The sequence below is a fragment of the Glaciecola punicea ACAM 611 genome, assembly GCF_000252165.1.
In the GTDB taxonomy this organism is placed as follows: Bacteria; Pseudomonadota; Gammaproteobacteria; order Enterobacterales; family Alteromonadaceae; genus Glaciecola; species Glaciecola punicea.
Window position 1 is genome coordinate 1 of sequence record NZ_BAET01000025.1, and the last position, 17221, is coordinate 17221.

17 protein-coding genes are annotated in these 17221 nt (G+C 43.3%); 14 read left to right on the plus strand and 3 right to left on the minus strand.

Annotated features, from left to right (window positions below):
* Nucleotides 1-444, plus strand: a 444-nt coding sequence (locus GPUN_RS09685; RefSeq protein ID WP_040520881.1) for a malate dehydrogenase, incomplete at its 5' end; no start/stop codon positions are given.
* 110 nt (nucleotides 445-554) lie between these two features.
* Here GPUN_RS09685 and GPUN_RS09690 read toward each other — a convergent pair.
* Together GPUN_RS09690 and ppc are read right to left on the minus strand one after the other, a co-directional pair.
* On the minus strand, nucleotides 555-1070 hold the full coding sequence (locus tag GPUN_RS09690; protein ID WP_006006131.1) for an RNA methyltransferase: 516 nt from the start codon (nucleotides 1068-1070) through the stop codon (nucleotides 555-557).
* A 43-nt stretch (nucleotides 1071-1113) separates the two neighbouring features.
* Nucleotides 1114-3732, minus strand: coding sequence for a phosphoenolpyruvate carboxylase (ppc, locus tag GPUN_RS09695; protein WP_006006134.1), 2619 nt, complete (start codon nucleotides 3730-3732; stop codon nucleotides 1114-1116).
* Between the two features lie 239 nt (nucleotides 3733-3971).
* Here ppc and bamJ point away from each other — a divergent pair, with 239 nt between their 5' ends.
* From bamJ to GPUN_RS09765, 12 genes are all read left to right on the plus strand, one after another.
* On the plus strand, nucleotides 3972-4592 hold the full coding sequence (gene bamJ, locus GPUN_RS09700; RefSeq protein WP_006006136.1) for a BamJ family beta-barrel-assembly machinery protein: 621 nt from the start codon (nucleotides 3972-3974) through the stop codon (nucleotides 4590-4592).
* A gap of 415 nt (nucleotides 4593-5007) precedes the next feature.
* On the plus strand, nucleotides 5008-6207 hold the full coding sequence (gene fabV, locus GPUN_RS09710) for an enoyl-ACP reductase FabV (protein ID WP_006006139.1): 1200 nt from the start codon (nucleotides 5008-5010) through the stop codon (nucleotides 6205-6207).
* Nucleotides 6208-6733: 526 nt separating this feature from the next.
* Nucleotides 6734-8077 carry a Na(+)-translocating NADH-quinone reductase subunit A gene (locus GPUN_RS09720; protein ID WP_040520886.1) on the plus strand — a complete coding sequence of 448 codons (1344 nt, stop codon included), beginning with the start codon at nucleotides 6734-6736 and terminating at the stop codon, nucleotides 8075-8077.
* 3 nt (nucleotides 8078-8080) lie between these two features.
* The gene (locus GPUN_RS09725) at nucleotides 8081-9289 is read left to right on the plus strand and encodes an NADH:ubiquinone reductase (Na(+)-transporting) subunit B (RefSeq protein ID WP_006006143.1); all 1209 of its coding nucleotides are present in this window, start codon (nucleotides 8081-8083) and stop codon (nucleotides 9287-9289) included.
* Nucleotides 9279-10043 (plus strand): Na(+)-translocating NADH-quinone reductase subunit C, encoded by a 765-nt coding sequence (locus tag GPUN_RS09730; RefSeq protein ID WP_006006144.1) that lies wholly within the window; start codon nucleotides 9279-9281, stop codon nucleotides 10041-10043. Before GPUN_RS09725 ends, GPUN_RS09730 begins: the two co-directional genes overlap by 11 nt.
* Before the next feature lie 9 nt (nucleotides 10044-10052).
* The gene (locus GPUN_RS09735) at nucleotides 10053-10685 is read left to right on the plus strand and encodes an NADH:ubiquinone reductase (Na(+)-transporting) subunit D (protein ID WP_006006146.1); all 633 of its coding nucleotides are present in this window, start codon (nucleotides 10053-10055) and stop codon (nucleotides 10683-10685) included.
* A gap of 6 nt (nucleotides 10686-10691) precedes the next feature.
* A complete protein-coding gene (nqrE, locus tag GPUN_RS09740; RefSeq protein ID WP_006006147.1) occupies nucleotides 10692-11300 on the plus strand; it encodes an NADH:ubiquinone reductase (Na(+)-transporting) subunit E in 609 nt (202 codons plus the stop codon).
* 21 nt (nucleotides 11301-11321) lie between these two features.
* Nucleotides 11322-12554 (plus strand): NADH:ubiquinone reductase (Na(+)-transporting) subunit F, encoded by a 1233-nt coding sequence (nqrF, locus tag GPUN_RS09745; RefSeq protein ID WP_006006149.1) that lies wholly within the window; start codon nucleotides 11322-11324, stop codon nucleotides 12552-12554.
* Nucleotides 12555-12646: 92 nt separating this feature from the next.
* Nucleotides 12647-13687: an FAD:protein FMN transferase gene (locus GPUN_RS09750; protein ID WP_040520888.1), complete on the plus strand. Its 1041-nt coding sequence runs from the start codon at nucleotides 12647-12649 to the stop codon at nucleotides 13685-13687.
* A gap of 143 nt (nucleotides 13688-13830) precedes the next feature.
* The gene (nqrM, locus tag GPUN_RS09755; RefSeq protein ID WP_040520890.1) at nucleotides 13831-14064 is read left to right on the plus strand and encodes a (Na+)-NQR maturation NqrM; all 234 of its coding nucleotides are present in this window, start codon (nucleotides 13831-13833) and stop codon (nucleotides 14062-14064) included.
* A 152-nt stretch (nucleotides 14065-14216) separates the two neighbouring features.
* The gene (gene dinB, locus GPUN_RS09760; protein ID WP_006006154.1) at nucleotides 14217-15326 is read left to right on the plus strand and encodes a DNA polymerase IV; all 1110 of its coding nucleotides are present in this window, start codon (nucleotides 14217-14219) and stop codon (nucleotides 15324-15326) included.
* Between the two features lie 43 nt (nucleotides 15327-15369).
* Nucleotides 15370-15588 (plus strand): DUF1653 domain-containing protein, encoded by a 219-nt coding sequence (locus GPUN_RS09765; RefSeq protein ID WP_006006156.1) that lies wholly within the window; start codon nucleotides 15370-15372, stop codon nucleotides 15586-15588.
* Between the two features lie 81 nt (nucleotides 15589-15669).
* Here GPUN_RS09765 and GPUN_RS09770 read toward each other — a convergent pair whose 3' ends face one another.
* On the minus strand, nucleotides 15670-16680 hold the full coding sequence (locus GPUN_RS09770) for a serine/threonine dehydratase (RefSeq protein ID WP_006006158.1): 1011 nt from the start codon (nucleotides 16678-16680) through the stop codon (nucleotides 15670-15672).
* A gap of 167 nt (nucleotides 16681-16847) precedes the next feature.
* Here GPUN_RS09770 and GPUN_RS14380 point away from each other — a divergent pair, with 167 nt between their 5' ends.
* Nucleotides 16848-17015: a PH domain-containing protein gene (locus GPUN_RS14380; protein ID WP_238528972.1), complete on the plus strand. Its 168-nt coding sequence runs from the start codon at nucleotides 16848-16850 to the stop codon at nucleotides 17013-17015.
* Nucleotides 17016-17221: the final 206 nt, after the last annotated feature.

The window sequence follows — 17221 nt, forward strand, 5'->3', positions numbered from 1 at the left end:
ACCTCCGATGTGCATGTGCCGGTTATTGGCGGTCACTCTGGTACCACTATTTTACCTTTATTGTCTCAGGTTAAAGGCATTACCTTTACCGATGAAGAAGTAGCTAGCCTAACGCCGCGTATTCAAAACGCGGGTACTGAAGTGGTAACGGCTAAAGCCGGTGGTGGCTCAGCTACCTTATCTATGGGTCAGGCTGCAGCGCGCTTTTGTTTGTCACTCGTGGCGGCCATGCAGGGTAAGGACGTTATAGAATATACATATGTACAGGTAGACGGTTCTGAAGATGCGGCCTTTTTCGCGCATCCTGTTCGTTTAGGTAAGCACGGCGTTGAAGAAATTTTACCCTACGGTGAATTAAGCGCCTTTGAACAAAAAGCCAAAGAAGAAATGCTTGATGGACTCCGCAACGACATTAAAATGGGCGTTGATTACGTTAATAGCTAAATGCTTAAATGTTCTTAGTGCGAAAGTCTGCGCTACTTAGGTAGCGCTTACACCACAAAAAAAACAGCCTTGTGTGTCATCAGGCTGGTTTTTTTATTCAATTAATATGTTCAAGCACGTGTTACCTTCACGTTGTTATTAACATCTCTGCTCTGTCTAATTAAGTCATCTCCCTTTTCATAGTCAGATTTTGCCAAGCGGTCATACAGCACTACATTGGCCGTCACGGCTAAATTCATACTGGTTTTCGTGGGAATATACACTACATGCTCACATGCGTTAACAATATGCTGGGGGACCGATCCGTCTTCGGGACCAAATATATAGTAGGCATTTTTAGGGTGAACAAATGCGGGTAGAGGAGTGGCACCTTCTACTAGTTCAATTACTACAGGAGTGGCGCCTTGAGGTAAAGCAGACAGTAAATCGTCTACCGCAGTGCTAGGAATTAAATTGCGGATCTTCTTCGTATCTTCGTGAAAAGCTTTGGCGTGAGTATATCGAGAGCCAGTATAAAAAATAGAAGACACCCCAAAACACCCGGCAGCGCGCAAAATAACCGCCACATTACTGGCTGATTTAGGGTTAAGTAAACCAATGCTAACGTGGTTATTGTCGTTTTTCATCTAACATCGCTTCTTTAATATTATCATCACCATTAGCCAGTAATTAACCCGTGTTGCGCATACCAACCGCAATACCAGTAATCGCTACCATCATCGCGCGTTCAAGGACCACTACGTCGTTGTCTTCAAACTTAGAGGATTTCGCTTTTCGAATTCTATCTAGTAGCTCAATTTGCACGTAGTGCAGTGGCTGTAAATATCCAGCCCTTATTTGCATTGAGTTTCTGGCATTTGGATCATCTTCCATCATGTGTTCATGGCCCGTCATTTTTAGCAAGCTTTGCATCGACTGCACCAGTTCTTCGCGCAAAGCTGCACCAAAGTGCAAAAGCTCATCGGGCACGAGGCGTTTGTCGTAAGCTTCACTCACCTTAGGATCTGCTTTTTGAAAAACCATGTCGAGCATAGATAAGCGTGATGCAAAAAACGGCCACTGATCTATCATGTCTTGCACAATGGGGGCATTGTCGCCCTGATTCACTTCATCTATTGCGCGCATTACGCCTAACCACGAAGGCAATACCAAGCGTGTTTGTGCCCATGCAAATATCCACGGGATTGCACGCAAGCTTTCAATGCCTCCGTGCGGGTTACGCTTGGCCGGACGGCTGCCCAGCGGTAATTTACCCAGTTCAAGCTCGGGGGTGGCGACTCTAAAATAAGGCACAAACTCAGGGTCGGTGTTAACGGTATGGCGATAATTGTCTCGGCCTTTGTTGGCCATGGTGGTGATAATTTCGCGCCACTGTGATTTTGGTTCAGGCGGCGGTAACAATACAGCTTCGATCACCGCGGATGCGTATAAAGATAAGCTGCGCTTAGCCAACTGTGGCATACCAAACTTAAAGCGGATCGTTTCACCTTGTTCGGTCACCCTAAAGCCCCCGTCGAGTGAGCCTGGTGGTTGCGAGTGAATAGCGGCTTTTGCGGGTAAGCCGCCGCGGCCAATAGTACCGCCTCGGCCATGGAATAAGGTGAGTTTAGTGTTGTGCTCCTTAGCTAAGTCAACCAAGGCTTCTTGGGCACTATACTGAGCCCAGCCGGCGGCCAACGAACCTGCGTCTTTAGCTGAATCTGAATACCCAATCATGACAAACTGTTGCCCATTTATATAGCCTTTGTACCAGTCTATACTAAGCAGGTTTTGCATAACGCTGGGAGAATTATTTAAATCGTCTAGTGTTTCAAACAGTGGGGCAACCGGCATTGGCCATTGCACCCCAGACTCTTTTAAAAGAAGTTGCACGCCAAGCACGTCTGAGGGCTCACTGGCCATTGAAATAATATAAATACCGAATCCGTCTTTGCCGTTATTGGCAATTACTTTACAGGTATCTAATACCTCTTTAACCTCGTTGCTTGGCTCCCATCTGGGGGGTATTAGTGGGCGACGAGACGATAGCTCGCGTAATAAAAAGGCTTGTTTGTCATCTTCACTCCACTGATGGTAGTCGCCCATGCCTAAAAATCGCGTGAGTTCGCTAAATACGTCGCTGTGGCGTTGGGCGTCTTGCCTAATATCAAGTTTGAGAAGATGTATACCAAAGCAATATGAGCGGCGCAAAATGTCTAGTATTGAGCCCTTGGCAATTACCTGCATGCCGCAGTCAAGCAAGGACTGATAGCAGTCAACAAGCGGGTTTTGTAATTCTTCATTCGTTTGTATCCACGTGCACACGGGGGCTTTGCCTATGGCAGTGCGATCTAAGGTTTGAATAAGAGGTTTTAATAAAGCTCTGTAGGGCTCTTTTACATCACCTACTTGCTCGCGCAACGTAGTGTTACACTTATTCATAGACAGCTCTGAGTAGAGCTGGTCTAGGTCGTTTTTAAATAACTTGGCCGCGCGTCGCCTTGCTCGCAGCAGTACTTCTTGAGTAAGACTTGAGGTTACGAAAGGGTTGCCGTCGCGATCACCGCCCATCCATGAACTAAACTGAACGGGCTTAGCGTCTAAAGGCAGCACAGTGTCAAAATTCGTGTGCAGGTAGCCGTTCAGGTCCCGTAAAAATTCAGGAATAGCTTCCCAAAGTGAGTTTTCTATTACCGAAAACCCCCAGCGCGCTTCGTCCACCGGGGTGGGGCGAACGGTTCTTATTTCGTCTGTATGCCACGATTGGCTAATAAGGTCTGCGATGCGCTGTTTAATGCGCCTGTTTTCAACATCACCTACATTGCCGCTGTGGAGCTGATGCAACTGATCCGCTAACTGACTTTGTTTGTAAATACTGGTTCGTCGGTTCACCTCGGTGGGGTGGGCAGTAAGCACTAAATCGATGTTGAGATTTTGAATGGCACTTAGTACTTTGTCTTTATCAGCGCGTAGGTCTAAATGTTGACTAAGATTATTCAACTGTGACTCTAAAGTACTTGCTTGATTGGCGGCAATATTAAATTCTTGTTCTGCAATGTTTGCCAGCGTTAAAAACTGTGCAAAAGCTCGTGCTATAGTAAGTAGTGACTGGTTGTCTAAATTGGCTAAAGTGCTGGCAAGCATTTCGGTGCTCAATGCATCGCCAGTTGAAGAATGACGGCCGTCATGGCGAATTTGCTCAATAGTCTCAAGCCATTGTTCACCTAACTCTTCTAAAATAGTGTCGCCAAGAGTAGCGCCTAAATATTTAACGGTTTCTTTAAGTTGCTCTATTAACGCAGGATTCATATAGCTAACAAACTCCATGTGACTAAATTATTATTAGAATAAGGGGACTAAATATAAACGCTGAAGCAATCCTTGTAGACTGCTTGGCGCTGATAATTTACCATATATTTTATCGAAGATATGCGTATTCTTCATTCAAAGCGACATAATACGGGCTTTGTGCGCTACTGCCTTTTAGTCATTAACATGAGTGTGATACAATTAAACACTTATCTTATTAAATAATTAACGGAGCAACTGTGGCAGATAAGTACATCGGTATAGAACAACAAGCAAGTTATGGCATTGGTTATCAAATGGGCGAGCAATTGGCTTCAAATCCTTTTGATGGACTCGACATTGAAGTGGTTAAAGATGGCATTAAAGAAGGCTTTGCTAAAGTATCGCCAAGCGTTAGCAACGACGATTTACGCGTTGCCTTTAACGAGATTCATCAGCGTATGGAAGCGGCTAAAAAAGAGCAGTTTGCTGGCTCCGTTCAGCAAGGCGCTGATTTTTTAGCTAAAAACAATAAGCGCGACGAAATTACTACAACCGCGTCTGGTCTTCAGTATGAAGTGATTAATCAAGGCAGCGGCGACAAGCCAAACGCTGACTCAACCGTGCGTGTGCATTACCACGGTACTCTTATGGATGGTACTGTGTTTGATAGTAGCTACGATCGCGGTCAACCGGCCGAATTCCCTGTTGGCGGCGTTATTAAGGGCTGGACCGAAGCGCTTCAACTTATGTCGGTAGGCGACAAACTGCGCTTATACGTGCCGCATGACCTAGCCTATGGCGAACAAGGCGCAGGCGCCGCTATTGGCCCTTTCAGCACCTTGATATTCGATGTGGAATTACTTGATATTCTGGCCTAATACCCGCTTATATTAGGCAATCAGGAGCGTAAGTTTTAGTGCGAGCCAAAGGATGTGCTTACCTACGACATGAAGGTAAACCAAATGAATTTTTGTAAAAACCAGTTGCTCTAATTGCGCTGGTTTTTTTAAATATAGGAGCATGGTGTTAAGGTACTTGAGAAAGTGTATTATCAAAATAGTTAGTGAATGGGCAGGGATCTTTATACAAAACGTTAGAAACCCAGGCATAAAGACCCTCAGTGCTGCCATAAACATAAAAGTAGACGCGCTGCTGGTAAGTTGAATCTGGACAGATTTGTTTAATGTCAAAGCTCAGTTACCATAGCGCAAACATTACTAACAAAAATTCACTAAAGCATACTATTCACATGCACTTTTATTATCAATATAACAATCAAGTCCAGGAGATTACATGGTTATTAAACCCAAGGTACGTGGCTTTATATGTACAAATGCACACCCGTTAGGCTGTAAAAAAAATGTCGGGAATCAGATTGCCTACGTAAAGTCTCAATTGCACAATACGCAACAGGCTCAGAACACTGAAGGGCCCAAAAATGTGTTGGTGATTGGATCGTCTACGGGTTACGGTTTAGCCTCAAGAATTACAGCAGCGTTCGGCTACGCGGCAAACACCCTAGGTGTGTGTTTTGAAAAGGCGCCCTCACAGCGTAAAACAGGCACCGCTGGATGGTACAACACGGGCGCTTTCCATGAACAAGCACATCGCGATGGCTTGTATGCAAGTACCATTAATGGCGACGCATTTTCAGATGAAATTAAAGCTGAGGCAATTGCCGCGATTAAAGAAAACCTAGGCAAAGTCGATCTCGTTATATACAGTTTGGCCTCCCCCCGACGTACTGATCCCGACACAGGGGATGTATACAAATCTACGTTAAAACCGGTCGGTCAGGCTTACACCACAAAAACCTATGACACGGATAAAGATTTGGTGCATGAAATAGCTCTAGAACCTGCGACCGACGATGAAATAGCGCAAACGGTTAAGGTAATGGGCGGGGAAGATTGGGAGCGCTGGTTAGTTCAGCTAAATGAGGCTGGTGTGCTCAGTGAAAACTGTAAAACCACGGCTTACACGTATATTGGAAAGGAATTAACGTGGCCAATTTATGGACAGGCAACCATTGGTTTAGCTAAAGAAGACTTAGATCGTGCGGCAAGTGCTATCATCGAAAAGCTGTCAGGTATTAACGCACAAGCAAACGTGTCTTCACTAAAAGCCTTAGTAACTCAAGCGAGCAGCGCTATTCCTGTCATGCCGCTTTATATTTCATTAATCTATAAAGTAATGAAAGAAGAAGGCACCCATGAAGGATGTATAGAACAAATTGTGGGCTTGTTTACTAATTGTTTATACTCCCAAGATCCTACGCTTGACGATATGAAGCGTTTCAGAATGGACGACAAAGAAACCAATGACGCTACTCAAGCCAAGATAAAAGTGCTGTGGGATCAAGTCACACAAGATACTTTCCATGAGTTAAGCGACTATAAAGGCTATAACACTGAGTTTCTAAACCTGTTTGGCTTTGCTGTTCAAGACGTTGATTATGAAGCCGATGTAGACACACTTGTGCAATGGCGATAATAGCGGTGGCTCAATGTCTATAGCCCGTAGTCCTTAACACGAGTTTATATTCTATAGCGTTTGCTATTTCGCAAGGCAAGTGAAGGGCTTGTTTATTATTTGGTGTTTATTTAAAATATAAATAATTACACGCGCCTTTTATAATTGCCTTGTGCGTTGCTTTTTCTATACGACTATCAACGTATATTGGTAGTTATAGTACAATTACCATAGCCTTTTGGGACCAGTTAATGTTAAAATAATGTCGTAAAATTAGGTTACGGTGCTGCTGTGCACAAGCATTGATGCAAATCAATCCATTTTGAAGAGCTGCGGTGTCGATTTCAGGGCCTCTTTTATCTACTAATACACCGAAATAATATATAAAGCTAAGAAGCACACTACGCGTTGCCACACTCATCTCTCAAAGAAAGAGGCGAAGCAGCATGCATGTGTCTATTTTCATACCTAGAGCAGTAGATGCTAATTTAAAGTGGCTTGCGTCAGGCCAATTTAAATTAGTAACTATCGAGAGTAGCAATTTGCAATGATTAAAATCAAAAAAGGTTTAGACCTTCCAATAAATGGGGCACCTAAACAAGCGATAGGCGACACTATTGTCGTTTCTAAGGTAGCTGTGTTGGGAGAAGAGTATATAGGGATGCGGCCTACCATGCATGTGCAGGTAGGCGATGTGGTTAAAAAAGGCCAGCTTTTGTTTGAAGACAAAAAGAATCCTGGCGTGAAGTTTGTTTCACCTGCTGCAGGCGACGTGATTGAAATAAATCGTGGCGCTAGGCGAGTGCTGCAGTCGGTTGTGATTGGCGTTAAAGGAGAGGAGTTTGTCGCTTTTGACAAAATAGAAGCTGACAACATTCTGAACACTGAACGTCAAAAGCTAGTCGACACATTGATTGAGACTGGTTTGTGGACAGCGCTACGAACGCGGCCTTATAGTAAAGCCCCTGCTATTGACAGTACTCCACATTCAATTTTTGTCACGGCAACTGACACGAACCCCTTGGCGCTTGACCCGCAACTGGTTATTTCAGAGCGCGAAGAAGATTTTGCCAACGGTATAAAGGTACTTACGCAACTTGTATCAGGTGGGAAAATATTTGTGTGTAAAGCCTCTGGCGCTAATGTTAGTGCGTCTGGCGAAAACGTTGAAGTACATGAATTTTCTGGGCCTCACCCGGCTGGTTTAGTGGGTACCCACATTCATCATCTTGACACCGTTGGCGTGGGTAAAAAAGTGTGGCATATCAACTACCAGGACGTATTGTGCTTCGGCGCCTCGATTACATCAGGTGAACTAGATACACGCCGTGTTATATCCATTGCTGGTCCTGCGGCAAAGTCGCCCACGATAGTCCGCACTGTGCTAGGCGCGAGTACTAAAGAGCTAGTCGATGGTCAGTGCTACGACGCCCCCACTCGTGTAATTTCAGGTTCAGTGCTAAATGGCACCAAAGCAAGTGGTCCTCAGGCGTTTTTAGGCCGCTTCCACCTTCAAGTGTCATTGATACAAGAAGATGCTGAGAAGAGGTTTTTAGGCTGGATTTCGCCTGGTGCGAATAAGCACTCAGTGACGCGCGCTTACTTAGGGCATTTAAGCCCTAAGAAATTGTTTAACATGACATCGACGACTAATGGTTCAGACCGCTCTATGGTGCCAATTGGTAATTATGAGCGCATTATGCCTCTAGATGTTATACCCACTTTATTGTTACGCGACCTGTTATCGGGAGATACCGACGGCGCACAAACTTTGGGTGCACTCGAGCTAGACGAAGAAGATTTGGCCCTGTGTACCTATGTATGTCCGGGTAAATACGACTACGGTCCAGTGTTGCGAGAAGCATTAACTACTATTGAATCTGAGGGATAAATCATGGGTTTAAAGACGCTTATTGAAAAAGTTGAACCAGACTTTGAGGCTGGCGGTAAATACGAGAAATTCTATGCGCTTTACGAAGCTGCGGCGACTATCTTCTATACGCCTGGCAAAGTAAACAAGGCTAATACTCACGTAAAAGACAGTATTGACTTAAAACGAATTATGATTTTTGTGTGGATGGCTACTTTCCCAGCCATGTTTTACGGTATGTACAATATTGGTGCTCAAGCGCACGAAGCCATTTTAGCCGGCGCTGGTACTTTGCCCGACATATGGCAGGCTGCGCTATTCACCATGCTAGGCGGCAGTATGGACGCCAACACCGGATGGTTTAGCATGCTAGCTTACGGTGCATGTTTCTTTGTGCCTATATATGCGACAACCTTTATTGTCGGTGGTTTCTGGGAGGTGTTATTCGCTTCGGTCAGAAAACACGAAATTAACGAAGGTTTCTTTGTGACCTCCGTCCTCTTTTCATTGACCTTGCCAGCAACTATTCCACTATGGCAAGTTGCTTTAGGTATCACGTTTGGTGTAGTAATTGCCAAAGAAATATTCGGCGGCACTGGCCGTAACTTTCTTAACCCAGCGCTGTCAGGCAGAGCATTTTTGTACTTTGCATATCCTGCTCAAATATCGGGTGACCAAGTATGGGTAGCGGCTGACGGATACTCTGGCGCAACGTGGCTAACACAAGGCGCAAATGGCACGCTTGAGTATACTAGCGAAAACTTCATTCAAGCTTTCTTAGGCAATATTCCAGGCTCGGTTGGGGAAGTATCAACCCTAATGATTTTGATAGGCGGTTTGTTTATTATGTACTTAGGGATTGCAAGTTGGCGAATTGTATCAGGCGTAGCACTAGGCGCTGCAGGCTTTGGACTGCTGCTAAATATTATTGGTGGAGGCGAAGCGTCAAACGCAATGATGAATATGCCGTGGTACTTCCACTTCGTTATTGGCGGTTTAGCCTTTGGTATGTTCTTTATGGCAACAGATCCAGTTTCCGCCGCATTTACGAATCAAGGCAAATGGTTCTATGGTATTTTTATTGGCTTCATGACAGTGTTCATACGAGCGTTAAATCCGGCATTCCCAGAAGGTATTATGTTGGCAATTTTGTTCGCGAATCTATGGGCACCTCTATTTGACTATTTTGTTGCACAAAGCAATATAAAACGGAGGCTCTCTCGTGTCGGCTAAAAAAGAGACTTTAGGAAAAACAGTTGGTGTGGTGGTTGCAGTATGTTTCGTATGCTCTATTGTTGTGTCAAGCGCAGCAGTAGGTTTACGCAGCCTGCAGCAAGAAAATGCCGCGTTGGATAAAAAATCTAATGTGTTAAGTGCAGCTGGATTGCTAGATGAGGCCACAGATAAATCAGACATTGCCGCTATGTACGATGCTTTGGTTGTGGAGAAGTTTGTTGACTTATCAAGCGGTGAATATGTTGATAAGCCTAGTGAAGACTTCGATATGTACAAAGCAGCGAAAACCGACGAGTTTGGCGTTGAGGTTGGTAAAAGTAATGTAGGCTTCAAACAGCGCTCAAGCATCGCTATGGTTTATCATATAAAAGACGAGTCTGGAGATGTGTCAAGAATAATTTTACCCGTCCACGGCAGTGGTCTATGGGACTTGATGTACGGTTTCTTAGCGCTTGATAGTGACGGCCAAACTATTCGAGAATTGATTTATTATCAACATAAAGAAACGCCAGGACTTGGTGCTGAAATATTAAATCCAGCTTGGCAGCAGAAGTGGGATGGTAAACGGCTGTTTAAAGACGGTGAGGTTGCTATTACGGTCAGAAAGAACGTGGGTAACGACAATCCATATGCAGTAGATGGCCTGTCAGGCGCGACCTTAACGAGTAATGGCGTTGAAAATACACTTGTTTATTGGGCTGGGCCGAACGGCTTTGGTACCTATCTGAAAAATCAATCTTGGAAATCTTAAGGCAAGAATATGGCTGATACAAAAGAAATGAAAAAAGCCCTCTTCGGGCCGGTAGTAGATAGTAACCCTATAGCGCTGCATGTACTTGGTATATGTTCTGCGTTAGCGATCACAACTAAATTAGAGACGGCATTGGTGATGTCCTTAGCGCTCACAGTAGTGTGTGCTTTTTCTAACTTATTTATCTCGTTAATTCGAAATCAAATACCCTCGAGCGTCCGAATTATTGTGCAAATGACAATTATTGCGTCGTTGGTAATAGTGGTTGACCAAGTACTTAAAGCATACTCCTATGAAATATCTAAGCAATTATCGGTATTTGTGGGTCTTATTATAACCAACTGCATAGTAATGGGACGAGCCGAAGCCTATGCAATGAAGTCGCCCCCTTTCATGAGCTTCCTTGATGGAATAGGCAACGGTTTGGGTTATAGCTTTATATTGATAGTTATAGGTATTGTAAAAGAACTTTTCGGCTTTGGTACACTTCTAGGCTACACAATTCTTCCTTTAGTACAAAACGGTGGTTGGTATACAGGTAATGGCTTACTTATTTTACCATTTAGCTCGTTTATATTAATAGGCCTAATGATTTGGGCAATACGTGTTGCACGCCCAGAACAAGTCGAACCTAAGGAATAAGTGGTCATGGAACAATATGTATCATTATTTATTAGAGCTGTATTTGTAGAAAATATGGCACTGACGCTTTTCTTGGGCATGTGTACTTTTTTAGCAGTGTCTAAAAAAGTGAAGACTTCTATGGGTTTAGGTGTCGCGGTAATTGTGGTGCTGGGTATTTCAGTACCCGTTAACCAAGTTATTTTTACTGTCATTTTGGCGCCTGGTGCACTTGCTTGGGCTGGTTTTCCTGAAGCTGACCTTAGTTTTTTGAGCTTCTTGACGTTTATTGGCGTAATAGCTGCACTGGTACAGATTTTGGAAATGACATTAGATAAGTTCTTTCCGGTTCTGTATAACGCCTTGGGAATATTTTTGCCACTCATTACGGTTAACTGTGCAATATTTGGTGGCGTAGCGTTTGCCGTTCAACGTGAATACAACTTTACAGAAAGTATTGTTTATGGCATCGGCAGCGGTATAGGCTGGGCAATAGCTATAGTACTATTAGCGGCAGTACGTGAAAAGCTAAAATATGCAGATATGCCCGACGGTATCCGCGGTTTAGGTTCAGTATTTATGATTGCGGGCCTTATGGCTCTTGGTTTCCAGTCATTCACCGGCGTTTCGCTGTAAGGCGATTGAGGAGTTTTTAAAGTGGAAAATGTAGATATTTATTTAGGCGTTGGCATGTTCATCGCAATTGTATTGATATTGGTATTTGTTATCATGTTTGCTAAGTCAAAACTGGTACCTAGTGGCGACGTCAAAATAATGATTAATGATGACCCAAAAAATACCATTATCACTCAAACGGGTGGAAAATTGTTAAGCGCACTTTCAGACTCTGGTATTTTTGTGTCATCAGCCTGTGGCGGCGGTGGTTCATGCGGTCAATGTCGGGTTGATATAAAAGGCGGTGGTGGTGAAATACTGCCGACAGAGCTAGATCACATAACTAAACGCGACGCTAAGCAAGGCTGCCGCCTAGCGTGTCAAGTGGCAATTAAGCAAGACATGCAAATTGAGCTGCCAGAGGAAGTATTTGGGATCAAAAAGTGGGACTGCGCAGTATTGTCTAACGACAACGTAGCGACATTTATTAAAGAGCTTAAGCTTGGCATTCCTGACGGCGAAAGCGTGCCGTTTAAAGCCGGTGGTTATATTCAGATAGAAGCGCCGCCTCACCATGTTAAATATAAAGACTTTGACGTACCTCAAACATATCGTAAAGATTGGGAACATTTTGGTTTCTTTAATGTTGAATCAAAATGTGAAGAAGAGACTATCCGTGCCTATTCAATGGCAAACTACCCAGAAGAAGCGGGTATCATTTTGTTGAATGTGCGTATTGCAACACCTCCGCCTAACAATTTGAGTCTGCCTGCTGGCATAATGTCTTCGTTTATTTGGTCATTAACACCAGGTGATAAAGTGACTATTTCTGGTCCGTTTGGTGAGTTCTTTGCAAAGGACACTGAAGCTGAGATGGTGTTTGTAGGCGGTGGTGCAGGTATGGCGCCTATGCGCTCTCACTTGTTTGATCAATTACGTCGTCTAAAGTCTGAACGTAAAATATCGTTCTGGTATGGTGCTCGTTCTTCCCGTGAAATGTTTTATGTCGAAGATTTCGACATGTTACAGAAGGAGAATGAAAACTTTAAATGGCACGTCGCGCTTTCCGATCCACAGCCTGAAGATAAGTGGGAAGGCGACACGGGCTTCATACACAACGTATTGCTAGAAAAGTACCTAAAAGACCATCCTGCACCAGAAGATTGCGAGTTTTACATGTGTGGTCCACCTATGATGAATGCAGCTGTTATCAGCATGCTCAAAGATTTAGGCGTAGAAGATGAAAACATTATGCTGGATGATTTCGGCGGCTAATAATTCACTGTACTAGAATTGAAAAAGGGGCTAAAGCCCCTTTTTTGTATATTATTTCCCTACCGTCATTCACACTATAAATAAGTATTATTATGAAACTAACACTCAAATTAGCTACACTGACGATTATATTGTCATTCTTCTTATGGTCTTGTTCAGGCCAACCGCCAGCCATGGTTACGCTGAATGGCCAAACAATGGGAACCACATATAGTGTCAAATATTTGAACGATGACAAAGCTGTTACTCTTCTGTCACCGGCCCAAATGCAAGAGCAAATTGATGCTTTGCTTATAAATGTAAATCAACTAATGTCCACATACATTACTGATTCTGAATTATCGCTGTTAAATAAGAGTCCTGCTAACGTTGCGTTCCCAATATCAACTCAAACCGAGTATGTCATCACAAAAGCATTGGAACTGCACAGCATAAGCGACGGTATGTTGGACATTACCGTTGGACCTCTTGTGAATATGTGGGGCTTCGGGCCGCAAAAACGAGCCAATAAAATTCCATCACCTGAGCAGCTTTCATCTGCCATGGCATACGTAGGAGTAGACAAGTTTCGATTAGCAAATTCAGAAATAGTAAAGTTGCGTCCTAATGTTTACATAGACTTGTCCACTATTGCAAAAGGATATGCTGTAGACGAAATAGCGGAGTTACTTATGTCTAAAGGTGTCACTAGCTTTTTAATTGAAATAGGCGGTGAAATGCGTGCTGCTGGCGCTAAAGAGAATGATGAAAAATGGTTAATAGCGATAGAGAAACCTCTATCAGGTCAGCGCTCTATTCAGCAGATTGTAAGTATAGGCAACAATGCTATTGCAACATCGGGCGATTACCGGAATTATTACGAAGAAGACGGGGTCAGATATTCACATCTTATAAGTCCAATTACTGGTTATCCCATTACCCATAATTTAGTGTCGGTTACGGTGGTAACAGCAAAATCAATTGAGGCAGACGGTTTATCGACTGCACTAATGGTAATGGGTAGTGAAAAAGGCAGAGCGCTTGCTGAAAACGAAGGTATAGCGGCTTTATTTATCACCAAAGAAGGTGAAGATTTTGTAGAATATCAGTCAAAAGCCTTTATTCAAAACGTACAGGTAATTGAGCAGAATTAGACCAAAAGAGTATCTTTGTGATAAAATAATGTTTAGTTAATAGTTGTTAAATAGCATGCGCAAGCGTGTCAGTGAATTCTTTAGCAGTAGTTGACACCGAAGGGTGATTAACAATTTGCCGGAGACAGCAGGAGAGTGTTACCTTGAGTACATTTATTTTAGCGTTTTGTTTTTTCTTACTTATGTCGTTTGCGATGGCAATAGGGTACATATTTCAAAGAAAGAGCATTTCAGGCTCATGCGGGGGTCTAGGCGCATTAGGCGTTGAGAAGGCCTGTGATTGCCCAGAGCCATGCGACAGAAAAAAGGCACGTCTTGACAGGGAGATGGTTCGCCAGGCAAAACTTGATGAGTGGAAAAGCAAACAAATTCTATAATTATTTATAAGCCTCAGTTAATCTTAAGCTTATACTGCCTCATCTTTCCTCCTTGCACTCCCAAAACATTCTATAGGTATAGATATATTTTTGTCTGCAGTTCATAATGCTGTTATTACATACAGCTGTTTAACCTCACTATAGAGCCTGCTATGCGAAAATTTATACATGTCGACATGGATGCCTTTTATGTGTCCGTGGAAATAAGAGATAATCCTGCGCTAGCAAATATGCCGGTCGCGGTGGGTGGCAAATCGGCCCAACGAGGGGTTCTGTCAACCTGCAATTATATTGCCCGTAGCTTTGGTGTGCGCTCTGCAATGCCGACATCTGTGGCGAAAAGGCTATGCAACGATTTAATTATTGTGCCTGGCAGAATGTCAGTATACCAAGACGTGAGTACGCAAATTCGTGAAATATTTAGTCGTTATACTAACTTAGTTGAGCCTCTTTCGTTAGACGAAGCCTATTTAGATGTGACTGACGTCGAACAGTTTGGCGGTTCGGCTACCTTAATCGCCCAAGATATTCGCAAGCATATACACCTTGAGTTAGGCTTAACAGCATCTGCTGGTATAGCACCATTGAAGTACATTGCTAAAATTGCTTCAGATATGAACAAACCAAATGGCCAGTATTTAGTTAAACCTGAGCAAATAATTTCCTTTATTGAACAGTTGCCCTTAAACAAAATTCCAGGAGTGGGCAAGGTGACTTTTGCTAAGTTACAAGCCTTAGGTTTATACACCGGTCAAGACATTAGAAATACTAATCAGGCTGAATTAGTCCAACGCTTTGGCAAGTTCGGTCTTAGTTTATGGCGCAAATGTCAAGGCATAGATAAACGAGGAGTTGAAACTTCACGTATCCGAAAATCGGTAGCAGTAGAGCGCACATTTAGCGAAAATTTAACGACACTAGAAGAATTAACGGTTTACTTGCTTAAAAACTTAGTTCCCACGCTCCAAGATCGAGCCGCTAAACACATAGTAACGCGTGAGATAGACAAAATAGGCGTGAAGATAAAATTTGCTGACTTTAGACAGACCACTAAAGAACACAAGTGTAGTGATATTAATAAAGCTGTATTAGTAAATTTATTACGCGAAGCTTGGGAGCGAAGAAATGGCAAAGATGCGCGCTTGTTGGGCGTTTTTATTGGGTTTTGTGACACTTCAACCGACACACAACACGAACAGTTATCGTTTGAATATAATGATAAATACGCCGATAAGCACATTATTTTTGAGAAAAAGGTATAAACGTAGACTTGTCACTAAACGACTAAAACCACTGAGGTAATTAATGGTTAACATAAAAAAGGGCAAATACAAGCACTACAAAGGTGAGTTTTATGAAGTTATTGACCTAGTCAGGCATTCGGAAGATGAAAGTCTGCTAGTCTTATACAGGCCTTTATATGGCGAAGGATTGCTATGGGTAAGGCCCTACGATATGTTTATAGGCCAAGTCCAAACTCAAAATGGTGAGCGCAAAAGATTCGTCTACGTCAGTGCTAGCTAACGAAAACTTGCTCACCGTTTCATCTTTGACTATTCATGCTCCATAATGCAAAGCGTTCACCCGTAAAAGGATGATATATTTTTACAAGCTTGGTGGATATTTCAGATGATCTTCCTGCCAGATAGCGACCATAGACTGCGCACTTATATTACCACCCGATATAATCACTAAAATTTGTTGGCGTTTATTACCGATAGAAAGATGTTTTGGAACGTTTTGTAAATACTCCTTCACACCTTGCATTACCATGGCGCATGTAGGCTCTATGTGTAATTTTAGTAAATGTTGCAACCACTGTGTCCAATAGGCAATTTGCTGTTCGTCTACCTCATAAAATGCGTCTAGCTGCTTTAAGTATTTAAAGGTGTGCTCTCCCACACTTGGGGTGGCAGCGCCGTCTGCTAGGGTAATAGGTGCCTTGTCTAAGGCGATTATATGGCCAGCCCTGAGCGAGCGCGCTGCGTCGTTTGCCATTAAGGGTTCAACTCCTATAACCTTTGCATTAGGCCTTATATGCTTAGCGGCAATGAGCGTACCTGCAGCCAAGCCACCGCCTCCACAAGGAACAAATATCGCATCGATGTCACTAGTCTGTTGCAAAGCTTCAAGTGCTGCGGTGCCTTGGCCAGCAATAATATCAGGGTGATTGAACGGGGGTATCCAAACAACGCCAGGCTGCTTGCTGGCCAATTCAACCGCCTTGTCTGCGCTTGGTCTGTCGTCAAACTGTGCTAATGTTGCGCCGTAGTAGGCGGTAGCCGCGGCCTTCACAGTCGATATCGATTTAGTGCAATAAATAGTGACGGGGATGTTGAAATGCTTAGCTGCATACGCAACGGCTTGTGCATGATTCCCCGATGAGTTAGCAACTATGTGTTTGGGTAAGCTATTATTTTGTGCCAGTTTCGCGATAAAGTTGCTTGCACCACGCAGTTTAAAGGCACCAGTCGTTTGTAAGCACTCTACTTTGAAATAAATATCGTGGCCTAGCCATGTATTTAACAAGGTTGACTGTACTATGGGCGTTCGCTGCACCATGTGTAATATGCGCTCGTGTGCAAGGCTAATGTCGGTAAAGGAAATGTTTGTCATAAAGGCTTTTACTAAGGTTCTATAGTTTATATTTTCATTAGTTGTAACAGGCTATCATAAACCATTACTAATGCGTATTTTCTATATTTATCATTTATGTTGAATTAAAATAGTATGTCTTAATAGGCAACGCTATTGAAGTCGACGCCCAAGCCCAAGCCCAAGCCCTGCTAGCCGAGCTTGGCGAAGTACTCGCCGATAATGAGCAGGTGATCCACGCTTATAAAATGGTCCGTGATTTGCACTTACTTACCAATAAGCGTTTAATTGCCTTTGATAAACAAGGGGTGACGGGGGAAAAGGTCGATTATTTAAGTATCCCTATAAATCAATAACTCAGTTTAACGTTCAAACCGCGGGTAATTTTGATACTGACTGATAGCTCAAAATTTGGGTATCTAGTCAATCGCAGCGCCTAGCGTTGAATTGAACAAATAAATTAAGCAGGCCTATTTTTTTTACACTTAATTGGCTAAACACAAACACTAATAATGAATTTTCAGCGTAACAATAGGCATAGATTGGTCACTAGGCTTAAGCA